Annotated in this window: 19 protein-coding genes; 5 read left to right on the top strand and 14 right to left on the bottom strand. The window is 41.9% G+C overall.

Annotated features, from left to right (window positions below; genetic code table 11):
* The first annotated feature begins 161 nt into the window (after positions 1–161).
* Positions 162–2,363 (top strand): sodium-translocating pyrophosphatase, encoded by a 2,202-nt coding sequence (locus tag BM114_RS04855; protein ID WP_092110986.1) that lies wholly within the window; start codon positions 162–164, stop codon positions 2,361–2,363.
* A 319-nt stretch (positions 2,364–2,682) separates the two neighbouring features.
* On the opposite strand, the gene BM114_RS04845 is transcribed toward BM114_RS04855, so the two are convergent.
* The 12 genes from BM114_RS04845 to BM114_RS04790 form a co-directional block, all read right to left on the bottom strand.
* Entirely contained in the window at positions 2,683–4,110 is a 1,428-nt protein-coding gene (locus BM114_RS04845; protein WP_092110981.1) for an undecaprenyl-phosphate glucose phosphotransferase, read from the bottom strand.
* 30 nt (positions 4,111–4,140) lie between these two features.
* Positions 4,141–5,340: a nucleotidyltransferase family protein gene (locus BM114_RS04840; RefSeq protein WP_092110979.1), complete on the bottom strand. Its 1,200-nt coding sequence runs from the start codon at positions 5,338–5,340 to the stop codon at positions 4,141–4,143.
* Between the two features lie 18 nt (positions 5,341–5,358).
* The gene (locus tag BM114_RS04835; protein WP_092111281.1) at positions 5,359–6,135 is read right to left on the bottom strand and encodes a glycosyltransferase family 2 protein; all 777 of its coding nucleotides are present in this window, start codon (positions 6,133–6,135) and stop codon (positions 5,359–5,361) included.
* A complete protein-coding gene (locus BM114_RS04830; RefSeq protein WP_092110977.1) occupies positions 6,135–6,599 on the bottom strand; it encodes a glycosyltransferase in 465 nt (154 codons plus the stop codon). Before BM114_RS04830 ends, BM114_RS04835 begins: the two co-directional genes overlap by 1 nt.
* Positions 6,596–7,060 carry a glycosyltransferase family protein gene (locus BM114_RS04825; RefSeq protein WP_092110975.1) on the bottom strand — a complete coding sequence of 155 codons (465 nt, stop codon included), beginning with the start codon at positions 7,058–7,060 and terminating at the stop codon, positions 6,596–6,598. The genes BM114_RS04830 and BM114_RS04825 overlap by 4 nt, the downstream gene beginning before the upstream one ends.
* Positions 7,044–7,604, bottom strand: coding sequence for an LbetaH domain-containing protein (locus BM114_RS04820; protein ID WP_092110973.1), 561 nt, complete (start codon positions 7,602–7,604; stop codon positions 7,044–7,046). Before BM114_RS04820 ends, BM114_RS04825 begins: the two co-directional genes overlap by 17 nt.
* A gap of 11 nt (positions 7,605–7,615) precedes the next feature.
* The gene (locus BM114_RS04815) at positions 7,616–8,746 is read right to left on the bottom strand and encodes a glycosyltransferase (RefSeq protein WP_092110971.1); all 1,131 of its coding nucleotides are present in this window, start codon (positions 8,744–8,746) and stop codon (positions 7,616–7,618) included.
* A gap of 21 nt (positions 8,747–8,767) precedes the next feature.
* Positions 8,768–9,967, bottom strand: coding sequence for a glycosyltransferase family 4 protein (locus tag BM114_RS04810; protein WP_092110969.1), 1,200 nt, complete (start codon positions 9,965–9,967; stop codon positions 8,768–8,770).
* Positions 9,936–11,243 carry a hypothetical protein gene (locus BM114_RS04805; protein ID WP_092110967.1) on the bottom strand — a complete coding sequence of 436 codons (1,308 nt, stop codon included), beginning with the start codon at positions 11,241–11,243 and terminating at the stop codon, positions 9,936–9,938. Before BM114_RS04805 ends, BM114_RS04810 begins: the two co-directional genes overlap by 32 nt.
* A complete protein-coding gene (locus BM114_RS04800) occupies positions 11,221–12,702 on the bottom strand; it encodes an MATE family efflux transporter (RefSeq protein WP_177207048.1) in 1,482 nt (493 codons plus the stop codon). The genes BM114_RS04805 and BM114_RS04800 overlap by 23 nt, the downstream gene beginning before the upstream one ends.
* 72 nt (positions 12,703–12,774) lie before the next feature.
* Entirely contained in the window at positions 12,775–13,383 is a 609-nt protein-coding gene (locus BM114_RS04795; protein WP_092110965.1) for an acyltransferase, read from the bottom strand.
* 525 nt (positions 13,384–13,908) lie between these two features.
* Positions 13,909–14,760: a hypothetical protein gene (locus tag BM114_RS04790; protein ID WP_092110963.1), complete on the bottom strand. Its 852-nt coding sequence runs from the start codon at positions 14,758–14,760 to the stop codon at positions 13,909–13,911.
* An 88-nt stretch (positions 14,761–14,848) separates the two neighbouring features.
* Between BM114_RS04790 and BM114_RS04785 the strand changes: the two genes are divergently transcribed.
* Genes BM114_RS04785 through BM114_RS04770 form a run of 4 tightly spaced genes read left to right on the top strand, consistent with a single transcriptional unit; the run spans position 14,849 to position 20,298 of the window.
* Positions 14,849–17,302 carry a mechanosensitive ion channel family protein gene (locus tag BM114_RS04785; RefSeq protein ID WP_092110960.1) on the top strand — a complete coding sequence of 818 codons (2,454 nt, stop codon included), beginning with the start codon at positions 14,849–14,851 and terminating at the stop codon, positions 17,300–17,302.
* Entirely contained in the window at positions 17,295–18,050 is a 756-nt protein-coding gene (gene kdsA, locus BM114_RS04780; protein ID WP_092110958.1) for a 3-deoxy-8-phosphooctulonate synthase, read from the top strand. The genes BM114_RS04785 and kdsA overlap by 8 nt, the downstream gene beginning before the upstream one ends.
* Positions 18,047–19,021 (top strand): KpsF/GutQ family sugar-phosphate isomerase, encoded by a 975-nt coding sequence (locus BM114_RS04775; RefSeq protein ID WP_092110956.1) that lies wholly within the window; start codon positions 18,047–18,049, stop codon positions 19,019–19,021. The genes kdsA and BM114_RS04775 overlap by 4 nt, the downstream gene beginning before the upstream one ends.
* Before the next feature lie 5 nt (positions 19,022–19,026).
* Positions 19,027–20,298 carry a phospholipase D-like domain-containing protein gene (locus BM114_RS04770; RefSeq protein ID WP_092110954.1) on the top strand — a complete coding sequence of 424 codons (1,272 nt, stop codon included), beginning with the start codon at positions 19,027–19,029 and terminating at the stop codon, positions 20,296–20,298.
* A 115-nt stretch (positions 20,299–20,413) separates the two neighbouring features.
* Here the strand turns inward: BM114_RS04770 and BM114_RS04765 are convergent, their stop codons facing one another.
* Together BM114_RS04765 and BM114_RS04760 are read right to left on the bottom strand one after the other, a co-directional pair.
* Positions 20,414–21,370 carry a LuxR C-terminal-related transcriptional regulator gene (locus tag BM114_RS04765; RefSeq protein ID WP_092110952.1) on the bottom strand — a complete coding sequence of 319 codons (957 nt, stop codon included), beginning with the start codon at positions 21,368–21,370 and terminating at the stop codon, positions 20,414–20,416.
* Between the two features lie 344 nt (positions 21,371–21,714).
* On the bottom strand, positions 21,715–21,989 hold a 275-nt coding region (locus BM114_RS04760), incomplete at its 5' end, for a transposase (protein ID WP_143089255.1).

Raw genomic sequence — 21,989 nt, 5'->3', positions numbered from 1 at the left:
TAAGTTCCAACGAAGAGGAATGGAAAGCTTGTTACCGACCCGTTAATAACTGATTTTTTAACGAAAATCGAAAAAATCCATCAAGATGGGCTTTTTTCTAAAAAAATATTAATATATTTGTCGGCATATAACTAAAAAACCGATTCATTAAATTAAAGACTATGAACATTCCTATTGTTTTTTGGCTGGTCCCTGTTGCCAGCGTAGTAGCCTTAGCCATGGCATGGTATTTCTTCAAATCAATGATGAAGACCGACGAAGGTACGCCTCGGATGCGTGAAATCGCAGAGTATGTGAGAAAAGGTGCCATGGCATACCTGAAACAGCAGTACAAGGTAGTATTCATTGTGTTCATCGTCCTTGCCCTGATTTTCGCCTTTATGGCCTATGTGCTCAAGGTGCAGAATCCCTGGGTGCCGTTCGCATTCCTTACTGGAGGTTTCTTCTCCGGACTGGCAGGTTTCTTCGGCATGAAGACGGCGACCTATGCGAGCGGCCGCACTGCCAATGCCACCCGCACGAGTCTTGATGCAGGACTGAAGATCGCTTTCCGTTCCGGTGCCGTGATGGGGCTGGTGGTGGTAGGCCTTGGATTGCTGGATATCGCCATGTGGTTTATCATCCTTCACTATGTCTACGGCGGGGAGGAAACTGCCCTAATTACTATCACGACCACGATGCTTACTTTTGGAATGGGTGCTTCCACACAGGCCTTGTTTGCCCGCGTAGGCGGCGGCATTTATACAAAAGCAGCAGATGTCGGTGCGGATATAGTCGGTAAGGTCGAGGCTGACATTCCGGAAGATGATCCGCGCAACCCCGCTACGATTGCCGATAATGTGGGAGACAATGTTGGTGATGTGGCCGGCATGGGAGCAGACCTCTATGAAAGCTACTGTGGCAGCATCCTGTCCACGGCAGCCCTTGGAGCTACGGCTTTTGCCATGAGCAACGACATGCAACTGAAAGCCGTTGTCGCCCCGATGCTCATTGCTGCTGTCGGAATATTTCTCTCTTTGATTGGAATTTTCCTGGTACGCACGAAAGAAGGTGCCAGCATGAAAGATCTTCTCCATTCTCTATCCATTGGCACTAATGTAAGTGCCGTCCTGATTGCCATAGCTACATTCGTCATCCTTTATCTTTTAGGTATCGAGAACTGGCTTGGACTTTCATTCTCCGTCATAACAGGCCTTACTGCCGGAGTTGTCATCGGTCAGGCTACAGAATATTATACATCCCACAGCTACAAACCAACGCAGAAGATTTCCGAAGCAGGACTTACCGGCTCCGCAACCGTCATTATCAAAGGCATCGGCACGGGCATGATTTCCACCTGCATTCCCGTACTCACAATTGGCATAGCCATCATGCTCAGTTATCTTTGCGCCAATGGCTTCGACCTGAGCATGAGCGCAAGCAGCATTTCCCATGGGCTCTATGGCATTGGTATCGCTGCCGTCGGCATGCTGTCTACGCTGGGCATCACCTTGGCAACCGACGCTTACGGCCCGATTGCCGACAATGCGGGGGGCAATGCAGAGATGAGCGAACTGGGCGAAGAAATCCGCCATCGTACAGATGCGCTTGACGCACTTGGAAACACCACAGCCGCTACGGGCAAAGGGTTTGCCATCGGCAGTGCGGCCCTGACGGCTCTCGCGCTTTTAGCATCCTATGTAGAAGAAATCAAGATTGCCATGAGTCGTGCAGCCGCAAGCGGGCAGCAATTTATAGACGCAGCAGGCAATGCGTTTAATCCCGACACGGCCACGATACCCGACTTTATGAATTTCTTCCAAGTAACCTTGATGAATCCCACTGTCCTCGTCGGTGCATTCATCGGTGCCATGGCTGCCTTCCTGTTCTGCGGACTGACAATGGAGGCCGTAGGCCGTGCAGCCCAGAAAATGGTCGTAGAGGTTCGGCGTCAGTTCCAGACCATAGCCGGCATTCTTGAAGGCAAGGCAACACCCGACTACGGCCGCTGCGTGGAGATTTCCACCAAGGCCGCCCAGCACGAGATGATCGTCCCTGCCTTCTTAGCCATCCTCATCCCTATCATCGTTGGAATCATATTAGGCGTAGCAGGAGTGCTCGGCCTTTTGGTTGGTGGTCTTGCAGCAGGATTCACCCTCGCCATATTCATGGCAAATGCCGGTGGTGCCTGGGACAATGCAAAAAAGATGGTTGAAGAAGGAAACTTCGGAGGCAAGGGCAGCTTTGCACACAAAGCTACCATTGTGGGCGACACCGTGGGCGATCCTTTCAAGGACACTTCTGGGCCAAGTTTGAATATCCTCATCAAGCTGATGTTGATGGTCAGCATCGTAATGGCAGGCCTTACCGTCGCCTTTATGTGATGTTTTATTTGGTAGTATAAACAAAAAAATAGTATCTTTGCACAAAATTTAAGAACTATGTCGGAAAACTACAGGCATCACCACCACCATCACCATCATATTGACGAATCTGAGAAATTTAAGCTAAAGAACCTAAGTGCTCAAAAGCGCAGAAAGATTATAGCAAATATAACATTTACAACTTTATGCGTAATAGCCATTGTCATCATCATCTTTGTGATCTGGTTGTATATGCCTGGTGCATGAATAGAGAGAGGGACCTGCCGGCTGGCAAGTCCCTTTCTCCGTATCATCTTTCCTCGAATGTTTTCAGGTATGCTTAATAGGCTTTCTGATCATGGACGAATACCGTCTTCGCTGTCATGAACATGATCTTAATATCTAACCAGAAACTCCAGTTCTCAATATACCAGATATCTCTTTTTATCCTTTCTTCCATCTGCCAAAGCTCTTTGGTCTCACCCCGGCATCCGGTTACCTGAGCCAACCCGGTGATTCCCGGCTTGCAAAAATGCCGCACCATATATTTGTCAATAAGTTGCCCATAGACTTCCGTATGATGCAACATGTGAGGTCTCGGGCCGACTATGCTCATATCACCTATCAAGACATTGAAGAACTGAGGGAATTCATCAAGGTTGGTTCTCCTCATAAAGTTGCCAAAAGCAAATTTTCTTGGGTCGTCCTCCGTAGCCTGAAGAGTGTCTGCCTGTCTGTTTACATGCATCGAACGAAACTTTAGGCATTTAAATGTCTTCCCGTTCATTCCCGTACGGTTTTGGACAAAGAATATCGGACCGGGACTTTGTAACTTAATTATTAATGCAATAATCGGGACAAATGGTATCAGGCAAATACATACTATCAGACTTGCACAAATGTCGAACAGCCGTTTTAGCACTCTGTTTGACAATATGGAGAGCGGCTCGATGTGATTGGTATATACATTTACATCCCCAAAACGCTCGGGCTTAAGATTCAATTGATAGTTGCCAAACATTCTGGGGACATAGAAGAACCGAATAACATTCTTATCGCAAAACCTCATAATATCAACTATCTCCTCTGCTTCATCATGCGACATGCTACAGAATATCTCATCAATCTTGTCAATATTCAAAGAACTCCTTTCTTCTAATTCCATCTTTCTGTTCAAATCCTCAATGGCACCCAGGTATTTCAGCCCGTCAGGACAGTTTTCCATTTGCACATCGGCATAATAGCCAAGAATATGATAACCCATGGATGGAGTAAGAATCAAGCGGTCATAGAGAGTTGTCAATGAAGGGTCGCTACCCACAAACAACACTAATCTGGAATTCATTCCTAAGCTGCGCACATAACGGACTATTCCGAGTTCAACAACTCTGCTTATTGCCAAAACCACATACTCTACCGCCCCGAAATAGAGCATAAAGCGGGAGAAGTTTCCTCCACTTTGATGAAGTATACGCAAAGTTACGAGCAAGAACCCCACATGGACAAAGGTTAGCCAGAACACCCTCACCATTACACGCATAATCTCCACTTTCCGATCATGGACTATTGCATGGAAGAAATATTCTGATATTAGCATCGACATGTTGGCCACGACAAAGGTTATACGCTTGGCCGTCAGGACATATTCTGGCACAAGCTCCTTTCCTCCCCACTTAATGAAACCCAATAAGAGCAAATTCATGATAATGAAATCGCCGATAATGATGGCCAATTTCACCAAGGTATTTCCGATAGCATATTGTTTCATACCCCAATTAGATTATCAAAGTTTTGTGTTTTATAGATTTACGGTACTCTTAAACAAGAGCCGCCATTTGAGATAATACCACTGCCGCCAAACAAAATGGCAAATTCGAAATATTGGCTCATGCAGCTCCTCAGAAGGATAATCCATTATGAAGTCCGCATGTTGTATCATTTTTCTAAATTGTAAATGCCAGAAACCTTCATTCTCTGGCTTCGTAGGATCATATTTCCCAAAGTTTCCCCCTCGCCCGACTTCTTTTAAGAGTCTCTTTCCTCGTTTCTCATCAGGCTCAATATATAAGAATTCTTCAGGAAGTCCAAAAATATTCTTCTGAATCCACATTATTGCAGCAGCCAGTTTCTCAAGATGCATTCCTTCGAGTAAAGATTTGATTTCATCATGCCGCTCCTTCGGAATATTCATCAATACATAATAGTAATCAATCAACTGACGCAATCCTATACCCTCTATAAGAAGATGAATATTAATATGTGTGAGTTGGTATATAGCATTGAAGAACGGGGTCGGTATACATATCTCCTCATCTATTTCAGGAAGTTTTCGCTTGTTTGCAAACTGCATGTCTTTTTGCTCCTCATAAAACTTCCGCAATTTGTAATTTGAAAATGGATTCACTAAATACATCGGATAGAAATGCACCTCGACAGGAATATGTCTCCATACGGGGAATTCAATATGCTGACATTTAAACTTGGCCTCACTAAACAAATTCCGAACATAACTGAAGATTATCATCCTGTCAGACAAAGTCAATCTCTGCAAGCTATTACCATTCTGTATGAATTTCCTCTTCCTTTCACTTGTCGGTATTGCCCAGACATCTATATCTCCCGAAGTCCGCATAAATGGGTCAGGATACATCAAGTTATTTCCCTGCCCCTTAAGAATACATGTATAAAAACCTTCCTTTTTAAAATTATTTACTACTTTTATACAGTAAGTATTAATTTCTCTATTTCGTCTCTGGATTTTTGTAAAGGCCCCCATCCACTCTAGCACATCATCATCAGTCGGCTTATTTGCCATAAAATATTTGTTCTCCAACAGATCTTTGTTGTCGCAAAGAATCTTGTAAGCAAAAACACCAATTATTGCCTGCTTTTGGGCAAATTCTAACAGATCATGCCAGTTTATTTTTGAAACACATTGTGGAATGTCTCCACCACTCAAACAATACTTTAAGAATTTGAGGAAAGTCGTTTCTTCCATATAACCCTAAGGAAACTATCAGTAAATTAAGAAAGGTTTTTCACCTATAAATTTAGCACTTATAAATTGGGGAATCTTCCACATCATCTTGCATATCTTCATGAAAGTTCCCGGGAAATGATAAGAACTATAAATAGCGATATCCTCTTTCCACATTGCCTTTCGTTTAGCTTTATCAGTTGAGATTCCTCCCATGCGCATGCGAACGATATACCTGTTTAAGTAGTGGACTATCAAGCGATGTCCATATAGCGCACGGAAAAGAAAATCTGTATCTGCTGCAATTTTATATTTCTCATCATAATCCCCCACTTCTGCATAGACCGCTTTTTTGATATAGCAAGTCGGATGCAATGGCAGCCATCCAATTTTCACTTTCCAACGATAATAATTCCCCCCAGTCCAGTTTCGTATCACTTTGGATGTGTTCTTCGAGTCCACAAAAAGTCCATTGCCATACACCATATCGGCATTCGTCTTTTCAAACTCCTCCACTATGGCAGATATTATATGAGTGTCATAAAGCATATCGTCAGAATGCACCAAACCGACAACCTCTCCCGACACAAACCTTAAGCCCTTATTGAGAGCCTCATACATTCCTTGATCTGGCTCTGAGACTATTTTGGTCAGCTTTTTTTCGTATTCGTTAATTACACTTAGGCTCCCGTCTGTCGACGCCCCGTCAATTATAATATATTCTATATCCGGGTAATCCTGATTTAAGACACTCTCTATCGTATCCCTGATGGTGCCCACACGATTATAGCAGGAGGTTATAATGGAAACTTTCATCATAGCCACTCGTTTAACTTTGACCTTATAAGATTCTCGGCATTACCCTTTTTAAGCTGTTTGAATTCAAATGTCTTAGCTTTTTCCATTATTTGCGGCAAATCTTTTTCATCAAAAACACCAAGCACACACTCGAGAGAATCAAGTTTCCGGATTAATTGAAATTGATCATGGATATGCTCCGTCTTATTATGGCGAGGAATGACAATAATTCTTTTACCCTGCTCCATAGCCTCGGAGATGGCTCCCCATCCTCCTTGCAATATCAAAAAGTCTGCCCTCTGAATATACTCTTGCATCTCATTCTTTGTGCAAAAACTAAAAGACTTGGCATATCTATATGGATATCGTGTATATCCTGTTTGGACAATAACTCTGTCATTTATCGTCGAGGCATACTCATCAAGCACCTTGGCCATCCGAGTAAACGCCATATTCATTGTACCTAAACTTGCAAAAATCATAATACACCACAACACATTGCATTAGGAAAAACCTCTAACAGATCTTCCCATTGGACAAGGAATAAATCCGTATACTTCTCAATCCACACTGGGGTACGGGAAGGGGATGTTACATCAGCAGCAGAATTAATGAATATCACCTTTGTACCTAAGAGCTTTTTAGCAAAAAAAACTGTTGGAACAACAACCCCGGCTCCCGTAGTAATAATAACCTTAGGTCGCTTAATCAAAACCCAGAAAAACGCCTGGATACTATTAAGTAATAAAGTCCAAATCTTAGCGGGTTGAAAGTTTACTAAAAATACATGCTCCTTATCCTTTAAAAAAGCTTTTGTTGCCGTGGTCTTCAATGTGAGCCAATAACAATTGTAATCATTCGGTATGCTACCTACAGCCAATTGCAATTCTCTCAAGTGTCCACCGGCAGAACACGCAAGACAGATTTTATGTACCTTCTTCATTAATTATCCTTCTTTTTATTACTTTTGCAGGATTCCCTCCAACGACCATCCAAGGTTCAACATCCTTGTAAACAGATGCCGTAGCACCTATTACAGCATATTCTCCTATCTCAACTCCCATGCCAATATAAGCCTTTGCTCCTACCCAGGCGTTCTGATTAACTGTTATAGGCGCTACTACCAATCCTTTTTCTGCAGAATTATGCAAAGATATATCATGCCCAGCGGTACAAAGATAGGTATATTGAGAAACAACAACCCCCTCCTTCAATTCTACTAAAGCCTGATTATAACAAATCACATTGGGTCCGAGACAACTGTTCTTTGCCATTTTAAGATTCCATGGTGCCCAGATCTTCACAGAAGAATACACATTTGCAGAGCTGGCAATCTCCGCCCCAAATAACCGGAGCAACAAAAGTCGCCACCGTCTAAAAAGAATTGTTGGGGTGGGTTTAAAAAACAGAGTATTCACCAATATCCAAAATATGCGCTTGAGCTTTGTACCCAAACTAACCGATCCTATATTCAATACTTTATTCATTTACTCAAATCTCAAAGAAATACAAAATCTGGTCTTTCCTTATCCCCTAATATCCATTGATATAGGGAATTCATTTGACTAGCAACTGATTCCACAGAGTACTTCTTTGCCATTAATAATTTCCCATTATCTCCCATCTTCTTCAATTCATACTTTGGGGTATTAATGGCATCACGAATAGCTTTTGTAATAGAATATTGATTATAATCAACCCACCAACCACAGTTATAATCAATTAAATCTTTCCAAGGGGCACCTTTCGTCGCAATACAAGGAATCCCTCTTACCAAGCCTTCTAATATTACATTCCCAAAATTTTCAAAATTGCTAGGCATAGCTAATACTGATATCTTGGCCAGAGCTTGTTCTTTTTCTCTTCCTGACAAAAAACCACAAAATGTTACATTGTCCAATTGGAGTCTAAGAACTTCGCTTCTAAGAAATTCCTCATACTGACTATCGCCCCCGCCAATAATGAGAAGTTTTGCTTCAGAGCGTTTTAATCTTAATTTTGAGAATGCATATATTAGCGATTCGATATTTTTCCTTTTTGAAAGTCTCCCAATATATCCAAGTGTAAATACCCTCGGAGTAATTAAAGTTGGATAATCTTTCACTTCTACGGGATTAGGAATAACTGCAATAGGTGAAACAACCCCCAACTCTCTACAATATCTCATCTCTTCTTCACAAGTAGTGTGGATACATGCTGCAGAATTCAAATCCCTCATCAGTCGCCATTTTAAAGAAAAATGTTTCAATATTGTGCTTGACTTTGTAATGTCTTGAGGGTATAGCATTCCACGGGGAGATATTATATAAGGCCTATCCTTCTTTTTAGATACATCTATTAGGGCATATGTCGGATATTGCCACACCCCTTGTGCATGGTAAATATCAACATTATTAATTGTAGCTAATTCTTTTTTAAGATACGGAGAGTAACAAAACTTGTTCTCCCATGGTGCACTACAATAATTTATAGGAATCTCCTTACCCCGAAGTATAGCATTCTTCGATAAAGTAAACATTGAGATCTGGGCATCAACTTTCTGTTCCCTTAACCCTTTTATTGTTAAGTATGAGCTCATAGCAGGACCTCCTGCAATATAATTTAGAGTGCCAAAGTAAAGAACCTTCATATTTGCAAGTATAACTTTCTATTATAACTCCATTAACAATTTAGAAATTTCTTTCTCATACATTTCCCACGGTCTTGCTGCTGCCGTTTCTAGTGCTTTTTCTCCAACCTTTTCTATTAAACTTGGATTCTTTATCAGATTGTTAAGAACTTCTATAATTGCCTCAGAATCTGCAATCGGAACTATCCAGCCATTTATTCCATCTTGAATAACATCACATGCACATGAATTTACAGTAGCAATCACAGGAGTCCCCTGAGACATTGCTTCAGTAACGACCATCCCGAAGCCATCACTAAGAGTGGGAAACAGCACGACATCTGCTCTATGCATTTCCCCTAAAACTTCATCATGTGATAAATTTCCCAAATAAGAGTATTTACTAACCTTATTAATCAAAAAATCAGAATGGACAGAAAGTGATCCGATTAAGGTTAGTGCCACATCCTTCCCTAATGCGTCAACAGCATCGAACATATATGATAATCCTTTAGATTGAGCGAGACTTCCAACATATAATAGATGTATCTTTGCTTCTCTGCGATGATAAAGCTTTCTCCTTATAGAAGGAAATCCATATGGAACCACCTTGATTTTGGCTTTAGAAAAGCCATAGTCTATAAGGGTCTTTTGTATGTAAGAACTTGCACAAACTATTTTATCTGCAAATTGTAATTCTAAATCATACTCTGCATAATTAAAATCGGGTTGTCTATAAAAAGTAATGGTATCGGCCCACTTTTTATCACGCGAGTTCTCTTTGTCCATGATATCTAACACATGTCTATAATAAGCAGTAGTCAATTCATACACACAGGCAATATGGTTTTCCTTAGCTTTTTTCATTATAGTCGAGGAAAAACCCGGATAACAATACACACAATTTATTTCGCCTATATGCCTGTCCAAATAATTAACGACTTTCTGGGTAGTTATATAATCTATATATCCAGGCGTTAATCTGTGTTTATGTAATTTCTTCACCCCTAAGAACATCAGGATTTCTTCTAACGGATATTTATGGGTGTTACCACTTATAATATCTGGGTAGGTTCTTCTTTTTATCTTCTTCAACTTTCCTACCAAGTATTTATAATACCAAGAATTACTAAACACGGCAACTGTCGTATGATAGGAATGCAATATATTCCTTCCTGCTAAGGCCCTTAGTAAAGCCCTAACATTTTGATTACCCGTAGGATGATAAACGAGGACTCCCATACAATGGTTTTCTTAAAAGAATCAATAAAGTCGCTACCGCAAAGACGGCAAAGCCAAGGGGTGTTGTGTTCCCCCAAGACCCTTGTGGCAACAAAAAGAGTACAGGGGGTAACAGAATCATCGGAGTTTGGTACTTTAAAGACCAACACTGCTTGATACTCTTACAAATTAAACTCAATGATAGCAACAATCTCAACCCGATATATATAGAACCCACCAGGAACCCTGACTCGTAAATAATGCGTGTCCACTCTTCGTCAGTAAAGAAATCCGCTCTGGAATAATTCATTCCAAAACGCGTCCCCAAACCTATGCCATGTCCCCAAAAAGGAACATCTAAGCTCCAAGGGCGCAAAAAAGCACCAAAATATCTATTAAATATAGTACCTTTAATGACATCCCCTTCTACTTCTTCTGCCTCCGAGAATCTATTTAAAAAGACATTTATAAATGATTGCGCTTCTTCAAATGTCATTAGTAATGGAATTAAAATAACTAATGTACAAACTATTTTAAACATAGAGCCCATTCCTTTTCTCGAAATTAAAATTGCGAAACTGATAAATATAAGGGCGGCTATAGTTTGAAAGAATAGTGTCCTGCTGATTGAAATCGGTATAGATATTATATAACAAGCCAATATAAGAAGCAACATAATTTTGGGTATGGGGGCAAAACTTTGGGCTCGCTTGTCATAAATATAAATAAGAAGATACGCTACCACAAAAGACTGAAAACAAACAAAACCCTGGGTAAAAGAAAATAATCCTGAAGGCCTGAAAAATCCCATTGTCCCAGCAAGTCCCCCGCTTTCAGTATCGCCTCCCACACCGATATTTACCCAATTACTCTGTGGTGAAGAAAATTGAGCAATAACTAATATTGTCATCGGCACGCTTAAATATAAAAAGAAACGCGCGGTTTTGTAGAAATCTTCTAATGTAAAAACCTTAGCTATAACAAATATTGCTGGAAAATATAAAAGAAATATTCGTGTCCCATAGTATTGAACCAGAAGACTTGTTTGATCCGTAAAAGCTGATATTATAAAAGAAAGTATACTGACGAATATCGACAGTCTACAATAATTATTTTGGAGCAAGCCTTTCCTAAGCCCTTGAATGACAAGCAACAGTACTATTGGGTCCCTTACTATTGTCAAAGGTTGTGCAAAATCAGGAAGCACCCATTTTCGCACCCCCCCTTCAAACAGCAGAAAGAAAACATATAAGTATACTAGTTTCCGTTCAAATCTATATTGTTCTGTTTGTTCCACCTTTGAATAATAGAATAGCTTTCAGAATAACCCCTTTTGCTATCTGTCTTTCCAATTTATTTAATCCAACATAATAGATAATAAATGACTGCACAAGGGAATTTAGTAAAAGTAATATCAATAGTTGAGATATATTATCACATAAAACTTTTGTTAATAAATAGCAGGATATACAGGAGACAACAAACACACAAAAAGATGGTAGACACACATTCTTGCCCAAATCGACAATTCTAATAAAGGACACATTCCTTGCTAAATATATTCTATACAAACATGTCAATATATCCATAATCACTACAAAATATACCATTATAGCAGGATTGTTTGTTAATTTAGCAACCAGACAAGAGCCTAATAACGATGCAATAAAATAGAAAAATTCCGGAGCGATTAAGAACCTCCCTATCCTATTCGTTGCCATTACAGCCGTCCGTATTGGTTCAAAACCCGCATATACCATACTGAGAATCACCATAGAACGACAAAACTGTACCGTATATTCCGGTACATTACCCAGCCAGAGATAAAGTATATAATCCGTTTTAAACAAGAAAGGCACCATGATAAAGAATATCATATACATTTCCGCTTTCGAACCACTGTATACCAGCTTTTTATGTATATCCATTTCTCCATTGGCATATGTTTTTGTTATTTGTGGCGATATCGCTTTAAATATATTCATTCCAAAAGACATAATGGAGTTCTTCAATTGCAGGGCTATCTGATACACAGCATTAATACCGACCCCAAATGTCCAATTAATGACTAAGACAAGTCCTTGATTAGTTATAACATTCAATATATTAGATGTGGTAGATATACCTGTAAATTTTCCAATTTCTTTAACTAAGTGTTTATTAACTCCCCAATGATACCGCGACTCTTTAAATGTTAATCGACAATATATCTGATAAATCATTTGAATCAGTATACTGATTAGGGCTAAAAGAAACGCATATGTGAGCAGCCGATGTTCGAATGCGGTATAGGATAGACAATAAGCTACCCCCCAGTTTAAGAGAACTTGCACTATAGAAATCCAAGCGAAAGCACCAAGTTTCTCATGCGCAATTATTAGTGCATTATAAGGGATGCTTATAAGAGTAACTATACAGGTAAGCACAGAAAACTGAAATACCCACACCGCTGCACTTTGAGCCTCGTAAGGAATATTGATTCCATTTTTTAGGAACCACATCCCAATAAGTTCCAAGGCTATCAAGATAAATATAGATAAAGCGAATATTACATTTAGACATGAAGTAAACACTTCATTTGCGTTTCCTTCTTTTTTGCCAACTTCAAAAGTTATGTATCTTTGAACTGCAGTTGTAATACCACTAGTCAAAATGGAGAATAACCCAACAACACTTCCGATAACTCCGTAAACTCCCATATTATCTACACCTAAGTTTGCCAATACCAAGCGTGTAGCCCATAAATTGAACCACATGGTAATCAACATTCTTAAATATAAGAATAGAGAGTTCTTGGCTATTCTTGTCTTACTAAAGCTTTCAGACATTTACTTTTTCCGCTTTTTCCAAGCCTCTTTATAAATTCTATAATCCCCACCAAGTAAAGATTCTACTATCAGGTTCGAGTGTACCGTCGCTCTTTTCTTAAATTCCACAGCAGGATTTCCACCTACAACAGACATCTTACCGACATCTTTTATAACCACGCTTCCACTCCCAATCACAGCACCATATCCTATCCGACGACAACTTGGTAATATTAGAACATTAGTTGGAATCCAAACATAGTCTTCTATGTCAATTCCATAATTCTTTACCTCCCAATAATCCGAGTCTATATCATGTGATGTCGTTATAATTTCAGAATTAATTCCAATTATAACATTTGAGCCAATAGTTACTGGAGAACGCAAGTCTATTTTATCTGTTTGTATAGAAACATGATTACCAATCATCAAATTATCATTTGCCTTTTTGGCTAAACTTATTGGCATGATGACCCCTTCCCCAATAGTAGCTCCATTCTTTCTTGCAATACGAACGGCTCTGTCATATTTGAAATGCTGTTTCCATCTTGCCAATAATCCTTTTAGGTAATGCACATATGTTCTATTCTGAATATTATTCTTGTAATTAGATTGTTTTTCTTCTGCCATATATACTTGATTGAATGTTTTTTACGGTAAACTGCTATGTATGAAAAGTCATATCATTATAAATCTCACAACTTGATTTTATGCCTATGATTGTTCTTCCACTTTCAAAGGCTCAGCAATCAAAGCTGGTTTGTAGAACTCCACAAAAAACTACTTGCCTAAAATTACTTCTCTGCAAGTCATCTTTATTGACAACAAAATACATTTTTCCAGAGTTCAGTAGCCGCTTCAGAGGAAAGTCCTCGCAGCAACTTAAGTCTATGACTTAAATGCAGGACAAAGTTAATATAATTTTTCGAGAATCGGTTATGATAGGTTTATTTTCTCTCTGACGACTCATTTTATTAACAAATAATCTTTGCAAAAACCATTGTCTGCGTTGCAAAAAGCGGCAAACGGAAAAGGTTTCTGTAACTGAAACAGAGTGTTTCAACGGCTGAAACTCCGAGTTTCAGTAGCAGAAAACAAGAGCTCCAATGGCTGAAACTCGAAGTACCAACCGTTGACAACAGGTTAAGACTATGCCTATAATGCGGAAGAATGATACTTGGCAAGTCCCTCTATGGGGGATTTTAAAATCGTGCTTACTGTAAAACCTTCTGATTGCGCAACTTCTCTTAACAATGGCTCGAAGCAATAGGCAACTCCGCCCACAAAACCTATGGAAAGTTCCGGCTGATGATATTGTTGAATATTTAATCTAAAAAAATCTGTAAAATCTCTTATTATCATCTGTTTTACAGAATTAATTTCAAGGTTTTTGGAAATAAAGGGAACAATGCTTGCAAGAAAACGATTGGGATATGGCTGGCGATAGACGCGCTCGATAAGCTGTGGATAGGTGATTTTGAATTCCGCCAAGAATTCCTCACGCATATTTTCTGGCAGCCATCCCTTGAAGATGCCATTGAGAAAGTGCTTTCCCAGCGAGGCTCCACTCCCCTCATCGCCTAAAATGAAACCCAGCGGAGGAGTGTTCATTACTATTTTCTCTCCGTCATAGAGACAAGAATTCGACCCCGTCCCCAGAATGCAGGCAATGCCTCTGGCATTTCCCAAAAGTGCCCTTGCCGCTGCCATCAAGTCGGTATCGACATGGATTTCCTGCCACTCTACTGGAAAGCGGAAGGCCTCTTGCAGCATCCGCGCCATCTGGGGAGCCTTGTCTGCCGTGCAGCCGGCTCCGTAAAAATAGACTGGCAGCGGGATCCGCAAGACCGGAAGCTCGTGCTGAAGAGAGCATATTTCCTTCCTGATATCTTCAAATGACAGGAAGAGCGGATTAATTCCCTTCGTTTTATAATATGCCACGGAATTGTCTTCGCCGATCAATGCCCAGTCGGTCTTGGTGCTGCCGCTATCTGCTATAAGTATCATAAAATCCTTTATTTTGTTTGCAAATTTAATAAATTATTTCTTTCTATCAATTCTTTTGATTATTTTTGCATCAAATATATTAACTGGGATGAGAAAACTACTATTCATATTTGCGCTACTGGCTTCGGTCCTGCCGGCAAATGCCGTGCTGAAAGAGCGAGACATAGCCAGTACGCTGTCGATTCTGAGACAGGAACTTACAAGATATCATTCGGAACTTATCCATGAATCAGGATTCCTGAAAGAAGAACAGGACAGAATCGGCAAGGAGATGTTTTCCATCATGAACAGCAGCAATCAGAACTCGCTGATGCTCTATTCCCAGAAAACCGGCTATATTTTCGACCTCACTTATGCCTGCCACGAGGCTACAGAGCAATATCAGAAGTTTCAGGAGACCGTAAGACCCTTCCGCACTTTCGTAGAGAAGAATGATGTGGAGATAGCTCGCTATGACAGCCTTGTGAATGTGCTGGGGTCGATGTATGCCCAGTCGCTTAGCGAAAGGGCCCAGATTGACAGGAATGTATGCCTCACGCTGGCCGTGAACATCCGCCGCACGCTGCAGGAAAACAACGAGCAGCAAAACGACTACATCAAGTATTACAAGATGACTTCAGAGCATTTGAAAGCCTTGAACGACTATGCCAACAAGCGATACTATGAAATCCAGACGAGCATCTTCAGCAACGGGGGCGATTCTTATTTCAAGATTCTCAGCAACCTGCACCACTCCATTACCGAAACAAAGACGACCCTCATAGAGAAATACAGACCTCAGACGAGGGTGGAGTCCCAATGGGACAGCCGGCTTATGTTCGGCTTGCTCATAACCTTGATTTTCTTCGGTTTCATCGCGACATCTCTCAACATCATCTTCGTGCGGTACCTCTTTACAAAGATGATAAAGAGCGAGAAGCTGAGCATGCTCTACGGGCGTCTCTTCAAACGAGACAATGCCGCCTCTATCCAAGAATCGTTCCTGAACAAGCGTAAATATATAGTCTGGGCGACGACGGTCATCACTTTTGCCGTCCTCATCGCCATCGTGAGGCTGACATGGGACCAGAATTTCTTCATCATGGCCTCTGACCTTCTGGTTGAATACACCTGGCTCTTAGGCGTCATTCTGATTTCGCTACTGGTACGCTTAGAGGGCGACCAGATAAAAAGCGGCTTCCGTATTTATGTACCATTAATGGTGGTAGACTTCATCGTCATCAGCTTCCGGATAGTCCTGGTGCCTAATGATGTGGTAAACCTCCTTTTTCCCCCCATCCTCCTTGTCTGCACATGGTGGCAGTGGAGAAGGGTGAAAAAGCATGGTCCCAACATTCCAAAGTCAGACGGGCTCTATGCCAACATAACCCTTGTGGTCTTCCTTATCGCACTGATTGCCTCTTGGATCGGTTATACCCTGCTGAGTGTGGAAATCCTCATCTGGTGGATTATGCAGCTCACCTGTATCCTAACCCTTATCTGCATTTCCGGACTGCTCAAGGCGCGTGCCGAAAGGAATAATCTCGAAGAACGCCCCATCACGGAGACCTGGTTTCACCGGCTGCTCTCTGATGTCGTACTGCCCATATTAGGCGTGGCCTCGATTATCCTCTCTATCTACTGGGCAGCTGATGTATTCAACCTGAGCGACACCACCTGGCGCATCTATACGACGCCTTACATCAACTCAAAGAATATACAGGTGAGCATCTTCGGCATTTGTCAGGCCATTATCTTGTTCTTCCTCTTCTCGTATATCAACAAGACCCTGAAAGCACTCATGAAGAAGCATTTCGAGGAAAAAGACCGAACCACGGCTGCAAGCAAGATGACCATGGCCAAGAATGTGATGCAGGTAATCGTATGGGGATTCTGGTTGATATTCGTACTCACCATCTTCCATGTAAACAACACTTGGCTGGTGGTCGTTTCCGGAGGGTTTTCCACGGGCGTGGGCTTTGCGATGAAGGATATCCTCGAGAATATCTATTACGGCGTATCCCTCATGATGGGACGCATCAAGGTGGGCGACCTGATTGAGTGCGACGGCATTCGTGGAAGGGTAAGCTCCATCAACTATACTTCCACTATGATGGATACCATCGACGGCAGCGTAATTGCTTTCCAGAATTCACAGCTCTTCACTAAGAACTATAAAAACCTGACTAAGAATCATGGTTACGAGTTGGCCATCATCCCTGTCGGCGTAGCATACGGCTCAAATATCAAGAAAGTAAAAGACATCATCTACGACGCCGTCGACAAACTTGGCTGCCGCGACCGAAGCAAAGAAGTGAAAACCATCTTCGTGGAATTTGGCGACAATAGCATTAACTTCAAGATTCTTGTGTGGGTCCCGGTGTTAACCCGTGCCTATGCAGAAAGCGAAATTATGGAAGCCGTCTATGACGCTCTGAACGAGAACAATATAAGTATCCCATTCCCACAGCGCGATATACACATCATTCCGAGCGGAGACCCTATCAAGCATGTCGACAGCGAGGAAGAAGCTATGGAAGAAATAAAAAGTCATCATGAATAAACCGATATTTATCGCAGGTCCCTGTGTCATTGAGTCTGCGGAGCTGCTTGACATGGTTGCACAAGAACTCGTAAGAATCAACCAACGCTTAGGTGTCGATATTATCTTCAAAGCCTCGTTTGACAAGGCGAACCGCACCTCCATCCGTTCTTTTCGCGGCCCCGGCTTAGAACGGGGGTTGCAGATGCTGGATGATGTAAAGATTAAATATGGACTTCGCATTACTACCGATATTCACGAAAGCTATCAGGCCGAGGCCGCAGGACAGGTGGTAGATGTATTGCAGATTCCTGCATTCCTCTGCCGCCAGACAGACCTGCTGATTGCTGCCGCCAAGACGGGAAAGACCGTTAATATCAAAAAAGCGCAATTCCTAAGCGGGAGGGACATGAGGTTTCCCGTGGAGAAAGCCCGTGATTCCGGAGCCAAAGAAATCTGGCTGACGGAAAGAGGAAATTCGTTCGGATATAACAATCTCGTAGTGGATTTCCGCAACATTCCCGATATGAGGGAAATCGTTTCAACAGTCATCATGGACTGTACGCACAGCGTCCAGCGGCCCGGAGCCGGCAACGGGACTACCTCTGGCGACCGCCGGTTTGTGCCTTCCATGGCACTGGCGGCAAAAGCCTTCGGAGCCACCGGATATTTCTTTGAGGTTCATCCCGACCCCGACAAAGGCTTGAGCGACGGCCCGAACATGTTGGAATTGGAAAAGTTAGAAGCCTTAATCACACAATTACTATGACAGAAAAAGCTACAGAAAGACTGAATCATGCCCGTGAGTTTGCCATTCAGGCACTAAGGGATGAGTCAGACGCACTACTTGAGCTAATCCCCCAGCTGGACGAGAACTTCGACCATGCGGTAAGGATGATGTTCGAATGTAAGGGAAAGATTATCGTAACGGGTGTAGGCAAAAGCGGTAATATCGGTGCAAAGATAGCCGCAACCCTGGCATCTACAGGAACTCCCGCCTTTTTCATCAACCCCCTTGATGTCTATCATGGAGACTTGGGAGTAATGACTTCTGAGGATGTTGTACTCGCACTCAGCAACTCGGGGCAGACCGATGAACTGCTCAGGTTCATCCCCATGGTGCTCCACATGAATGTACCCATCATCGCAATGACAGGAAATGAAAACTCATTACTGGCTAAATACTCCAACGCCCATATAAAGGTTTGGGTAAAGAAGGAGGCTTGCCCGCTGAATCTTGCTCCGACCAGCAGTACAACCGCTGCACTAGCCATGGGAGACGCACTGGCTATAGCACTGATGGAAGCGAGAGACTTCAAACCGAAAGATTTCGCACAGTTCCATCCTGGCGGAGAACTCGGAAAGCGCCTGCTCACCACGGCAGAAGATGTCATGCGTAGCGACGAGCTCCCCATCATTCCTAAAGAAATGCATCTGGGAGAAGCCATCATTCATGTCAGCAAAGGCAAACTCGGACTTGGTGTTTCCCTGGAGAACGGAAAGGTCATCGGACTTATTACCGACGGCGACATCCGCCGGGCAATGGAAAAATGGCAGGCTCGGTTTTTTGACAGAACCGTGAGCGACATTATGACTACGAATCCTAAGACCGTCTTGCCAACTACGAAGATTACAGATATACAGCAGATTATGAACCGGCACAAGATCCACACGGTGCTTGTAGTTGACAAGGAAGACCATTTATTAGGTGTCGTCGACCATTACAGCTGTATGATTTAAACAAAATGAGATTTCTAAGAAGTATATTGATAAGCTCATTAATTTTGATGGGCATGCAGGTGAGTGCACAATCTTCAGATTCTGTTCTTGTGAGTCAGCTTCGTGAGAAAGGAGTGAATTTCTCACATAATAATTCTGTTGTGCTCTTAATGAATGGCCAGCAGAAGTTTGATGATTTATTCAAGGCCATTGATCAGGCAAAGAGCTCCATCCACCTCGAATACTTTAATTTCCGCAATGATTCGATAGCACGACTCCTCTTCCAGCATCTCGAAGAAAAAGCAAAGGAAGGCGTGGAAGTCCGTGCATTGTTCGACGCCTTCGGCAATGCCTCAAACAATCGTCCCCTGAAGAAATATCACCTGGACTCTATCAGGGCAAAAGGCATTGAAATCTATAAATATGACCCGATTACATTCCCATGGATCAACCATGTGTTCACGCGCGATCACCGCAAGATCGTAATAATAGACGGCAAGTTTGCCTATATCGGTGGCATGAATGTTGCCGACTACTATATTAAAGGTACCCCACAAGTAGGCTCCTGGCACGACATGCATTGTCGCATTGATGGTACTGCAGTAAATACGCTACAGGCCATTTTCCTCAAGGCGTGGAATAAGGTTTCAAGGCAGAATATATATGGAGCAAAATACTATCGGGGACTCTACGATAACAAATACTATAGCGACGGGCTTAAAGCTGACACCACTTGTTCTAAAGGGAACAAAATGGTGGGTATCATTAACCGGGAGCCCCGCATCAGTAACGAAATTATCAGAGCTTTCTATGTTAATGCCATCAATGATGCCCAGGACAGCATAAAACTTATCAATCCCTACTTCACCCTTAACCACTCCATTAAGAAAGCTCTGCGGAAAGCCGTCCAGAGAGGGATCAAAGTGGAAATCCTGATTTCTACGAAAAGCGACATTCCGCTCACTCCCGACTGTGGATTCTATAATGCCCACAAACTAATGAAAAAAGGGTGTACGGTATGGATGTACACCCCTGGATTTCACCATACCAAAATTATCTTGGTAGATGGAAAGTTCTGCACAGTGGGAAGTGCCAACCTTAATGCACGAAGTCTGAGTTGGGACATGGAAGCAAATGCGGTCATCGTTGACCCCCATACAACCAAGGAACTTGACGACCTGTTTGAGAAGAACAAAAAAGACTGTTTCCTACTGACAGAAGACTCATGGGATGAATGGCGCACGCCGTGGCAGAAATTCAGAGGATGGTTTGCCCACCTCCTGGCTCCGTTCCTCTGATAAATCAGCAGCAAATATACAAATTAAGGTTTCCCTGCCAAAAGGAATCAAACACCATCATAAGGACTGCATCATTAGCACTCGAAAGACTACTTCATATCATCCGCAAAAGCAATTATAGCTTCACGGACGATATATCCACAAGGTCGTTTACAATTGCATAAATAGTAAGGCCAGCCGGAGAATGAATCTGTAGCTTACGGGCAATATTCCTGCGATGAGTGATTACTGTGTTGATAGAGATACAGAGATGTTCGGCAATCTCTTTATTGGTCATTCCCTGAACAAGACTCACGACCACATCCTTCTCGCGTTCACTGAGACTCTCGGGATTTTCAGCATTCTTATTAAGCATACAGGAAATCCTAAAGCTCACATCCGTCTGCTTCACCCGGCTTTCCAAACGGCGGATTACCGGGATAAAGATATCATCTTCTACCGACGCATGTTGAGCCAGCCATTCCTCACAATTATATATATTGTATAAAGCTGCAGAAAGCTGATTGTTGCGCAGTCCGTCGGAAGGCAGATATTTGATGATAATATTCTTGAGTTCCTTTAACTTCTGGTCAATTTGCCCGTGATGCTTAGAGAATGTCTCTATATCATAATTATCAGCAGGCTGATTTTTCAATAAAGTCTCTACATATGGAAAAACAGTTTTTTCTTCATACTTCATATGACTTTTGATGGAATGCGCATACTCATCATAGAGTCTCATTATTAAGCGTGCAAGATTATCATTCTCATCCAAAGCCCCTTCAAGCTCCTTGCGAATGTAAGGCAGCTCGAAGTCCAGAAAGTATTCATGAGAAGCCTTTAAATAATGCAATAAAGTGGGTATTGACAAACGATCTGCATCATCATAGTCTCGATAACCGTTTATAGTAAAGTTTACGACGGTCAAGAATGTATAGGTATCTACATGTTCCGCTTCACAGGCTTCCCGAACGGTCTTGTCTCCAAAGCCTAAATTAATGCCGAATGCACCAAGGCTCTGAAGGATGTTGTAATTATCACGAATGATAGAAATCATCTTATCATCCGCTTCATACATTTTCTGATTTCTCATCGACAGACTTTTTATACAGATGCAAAGTAAGTAATTTTTCCTGAAATATGCAACATTTTAGCATAAGGAATCATGACACAAACGCGATAAATACCTAAAAATGATGATACAGGATTATTGCAGAGTTAGAAAAATGATTGTTTCGTTTGTAACGATTAAATATTAACGAAGAAATTAAAAACAAATAAAGTGCAGTGATGGCTACCAATTATGATTTTCTTGATGCCAGATTGGTAGTGTAAATTGAACTGTGTCAAGGTCATTTTCCTTATTATATTAACCTCAGATGAGGAACACGCTTTTTAATCGTGTTTTCCAAATGAGGAGCCTTTCTGGTTGCGAAGTTACATAATTTCAAATCTATCTCCAAATTTTATTGCCAATTGTTGTGAGATGAGTGCCCAGTTCGCAAGGGGCATGGTCCACTTTTCGCTGACATTACGATATGCCAGATAGACCAGTTTCTCCAAGGCTGTATCAGATGGGAATACGCCCTTGTTCTTCGTAACTTTGCGTATCTGGCGGTGGTAGCCTTCGACGGTGTTGGTCGTATATATGAGACGTCGGATTTCCTTGGTGTACTGGAAGAACTCCGCCAAGCGCTCCCAATTGCCACGCC

The sequence above is a fragment of the Prevotella sp. KH2C16 genome, from assembly GCF_900113305.1.
Lineage (GTDB): Bacteria > Bacteroidota > Bacteroidia > Bacteroidales > Bacteroidaceae > Prevotella.
Note: the sequence above shows the minus strand (reverse complement) of the source record. Positions and strands in the feature narration are given on the sequence as shown.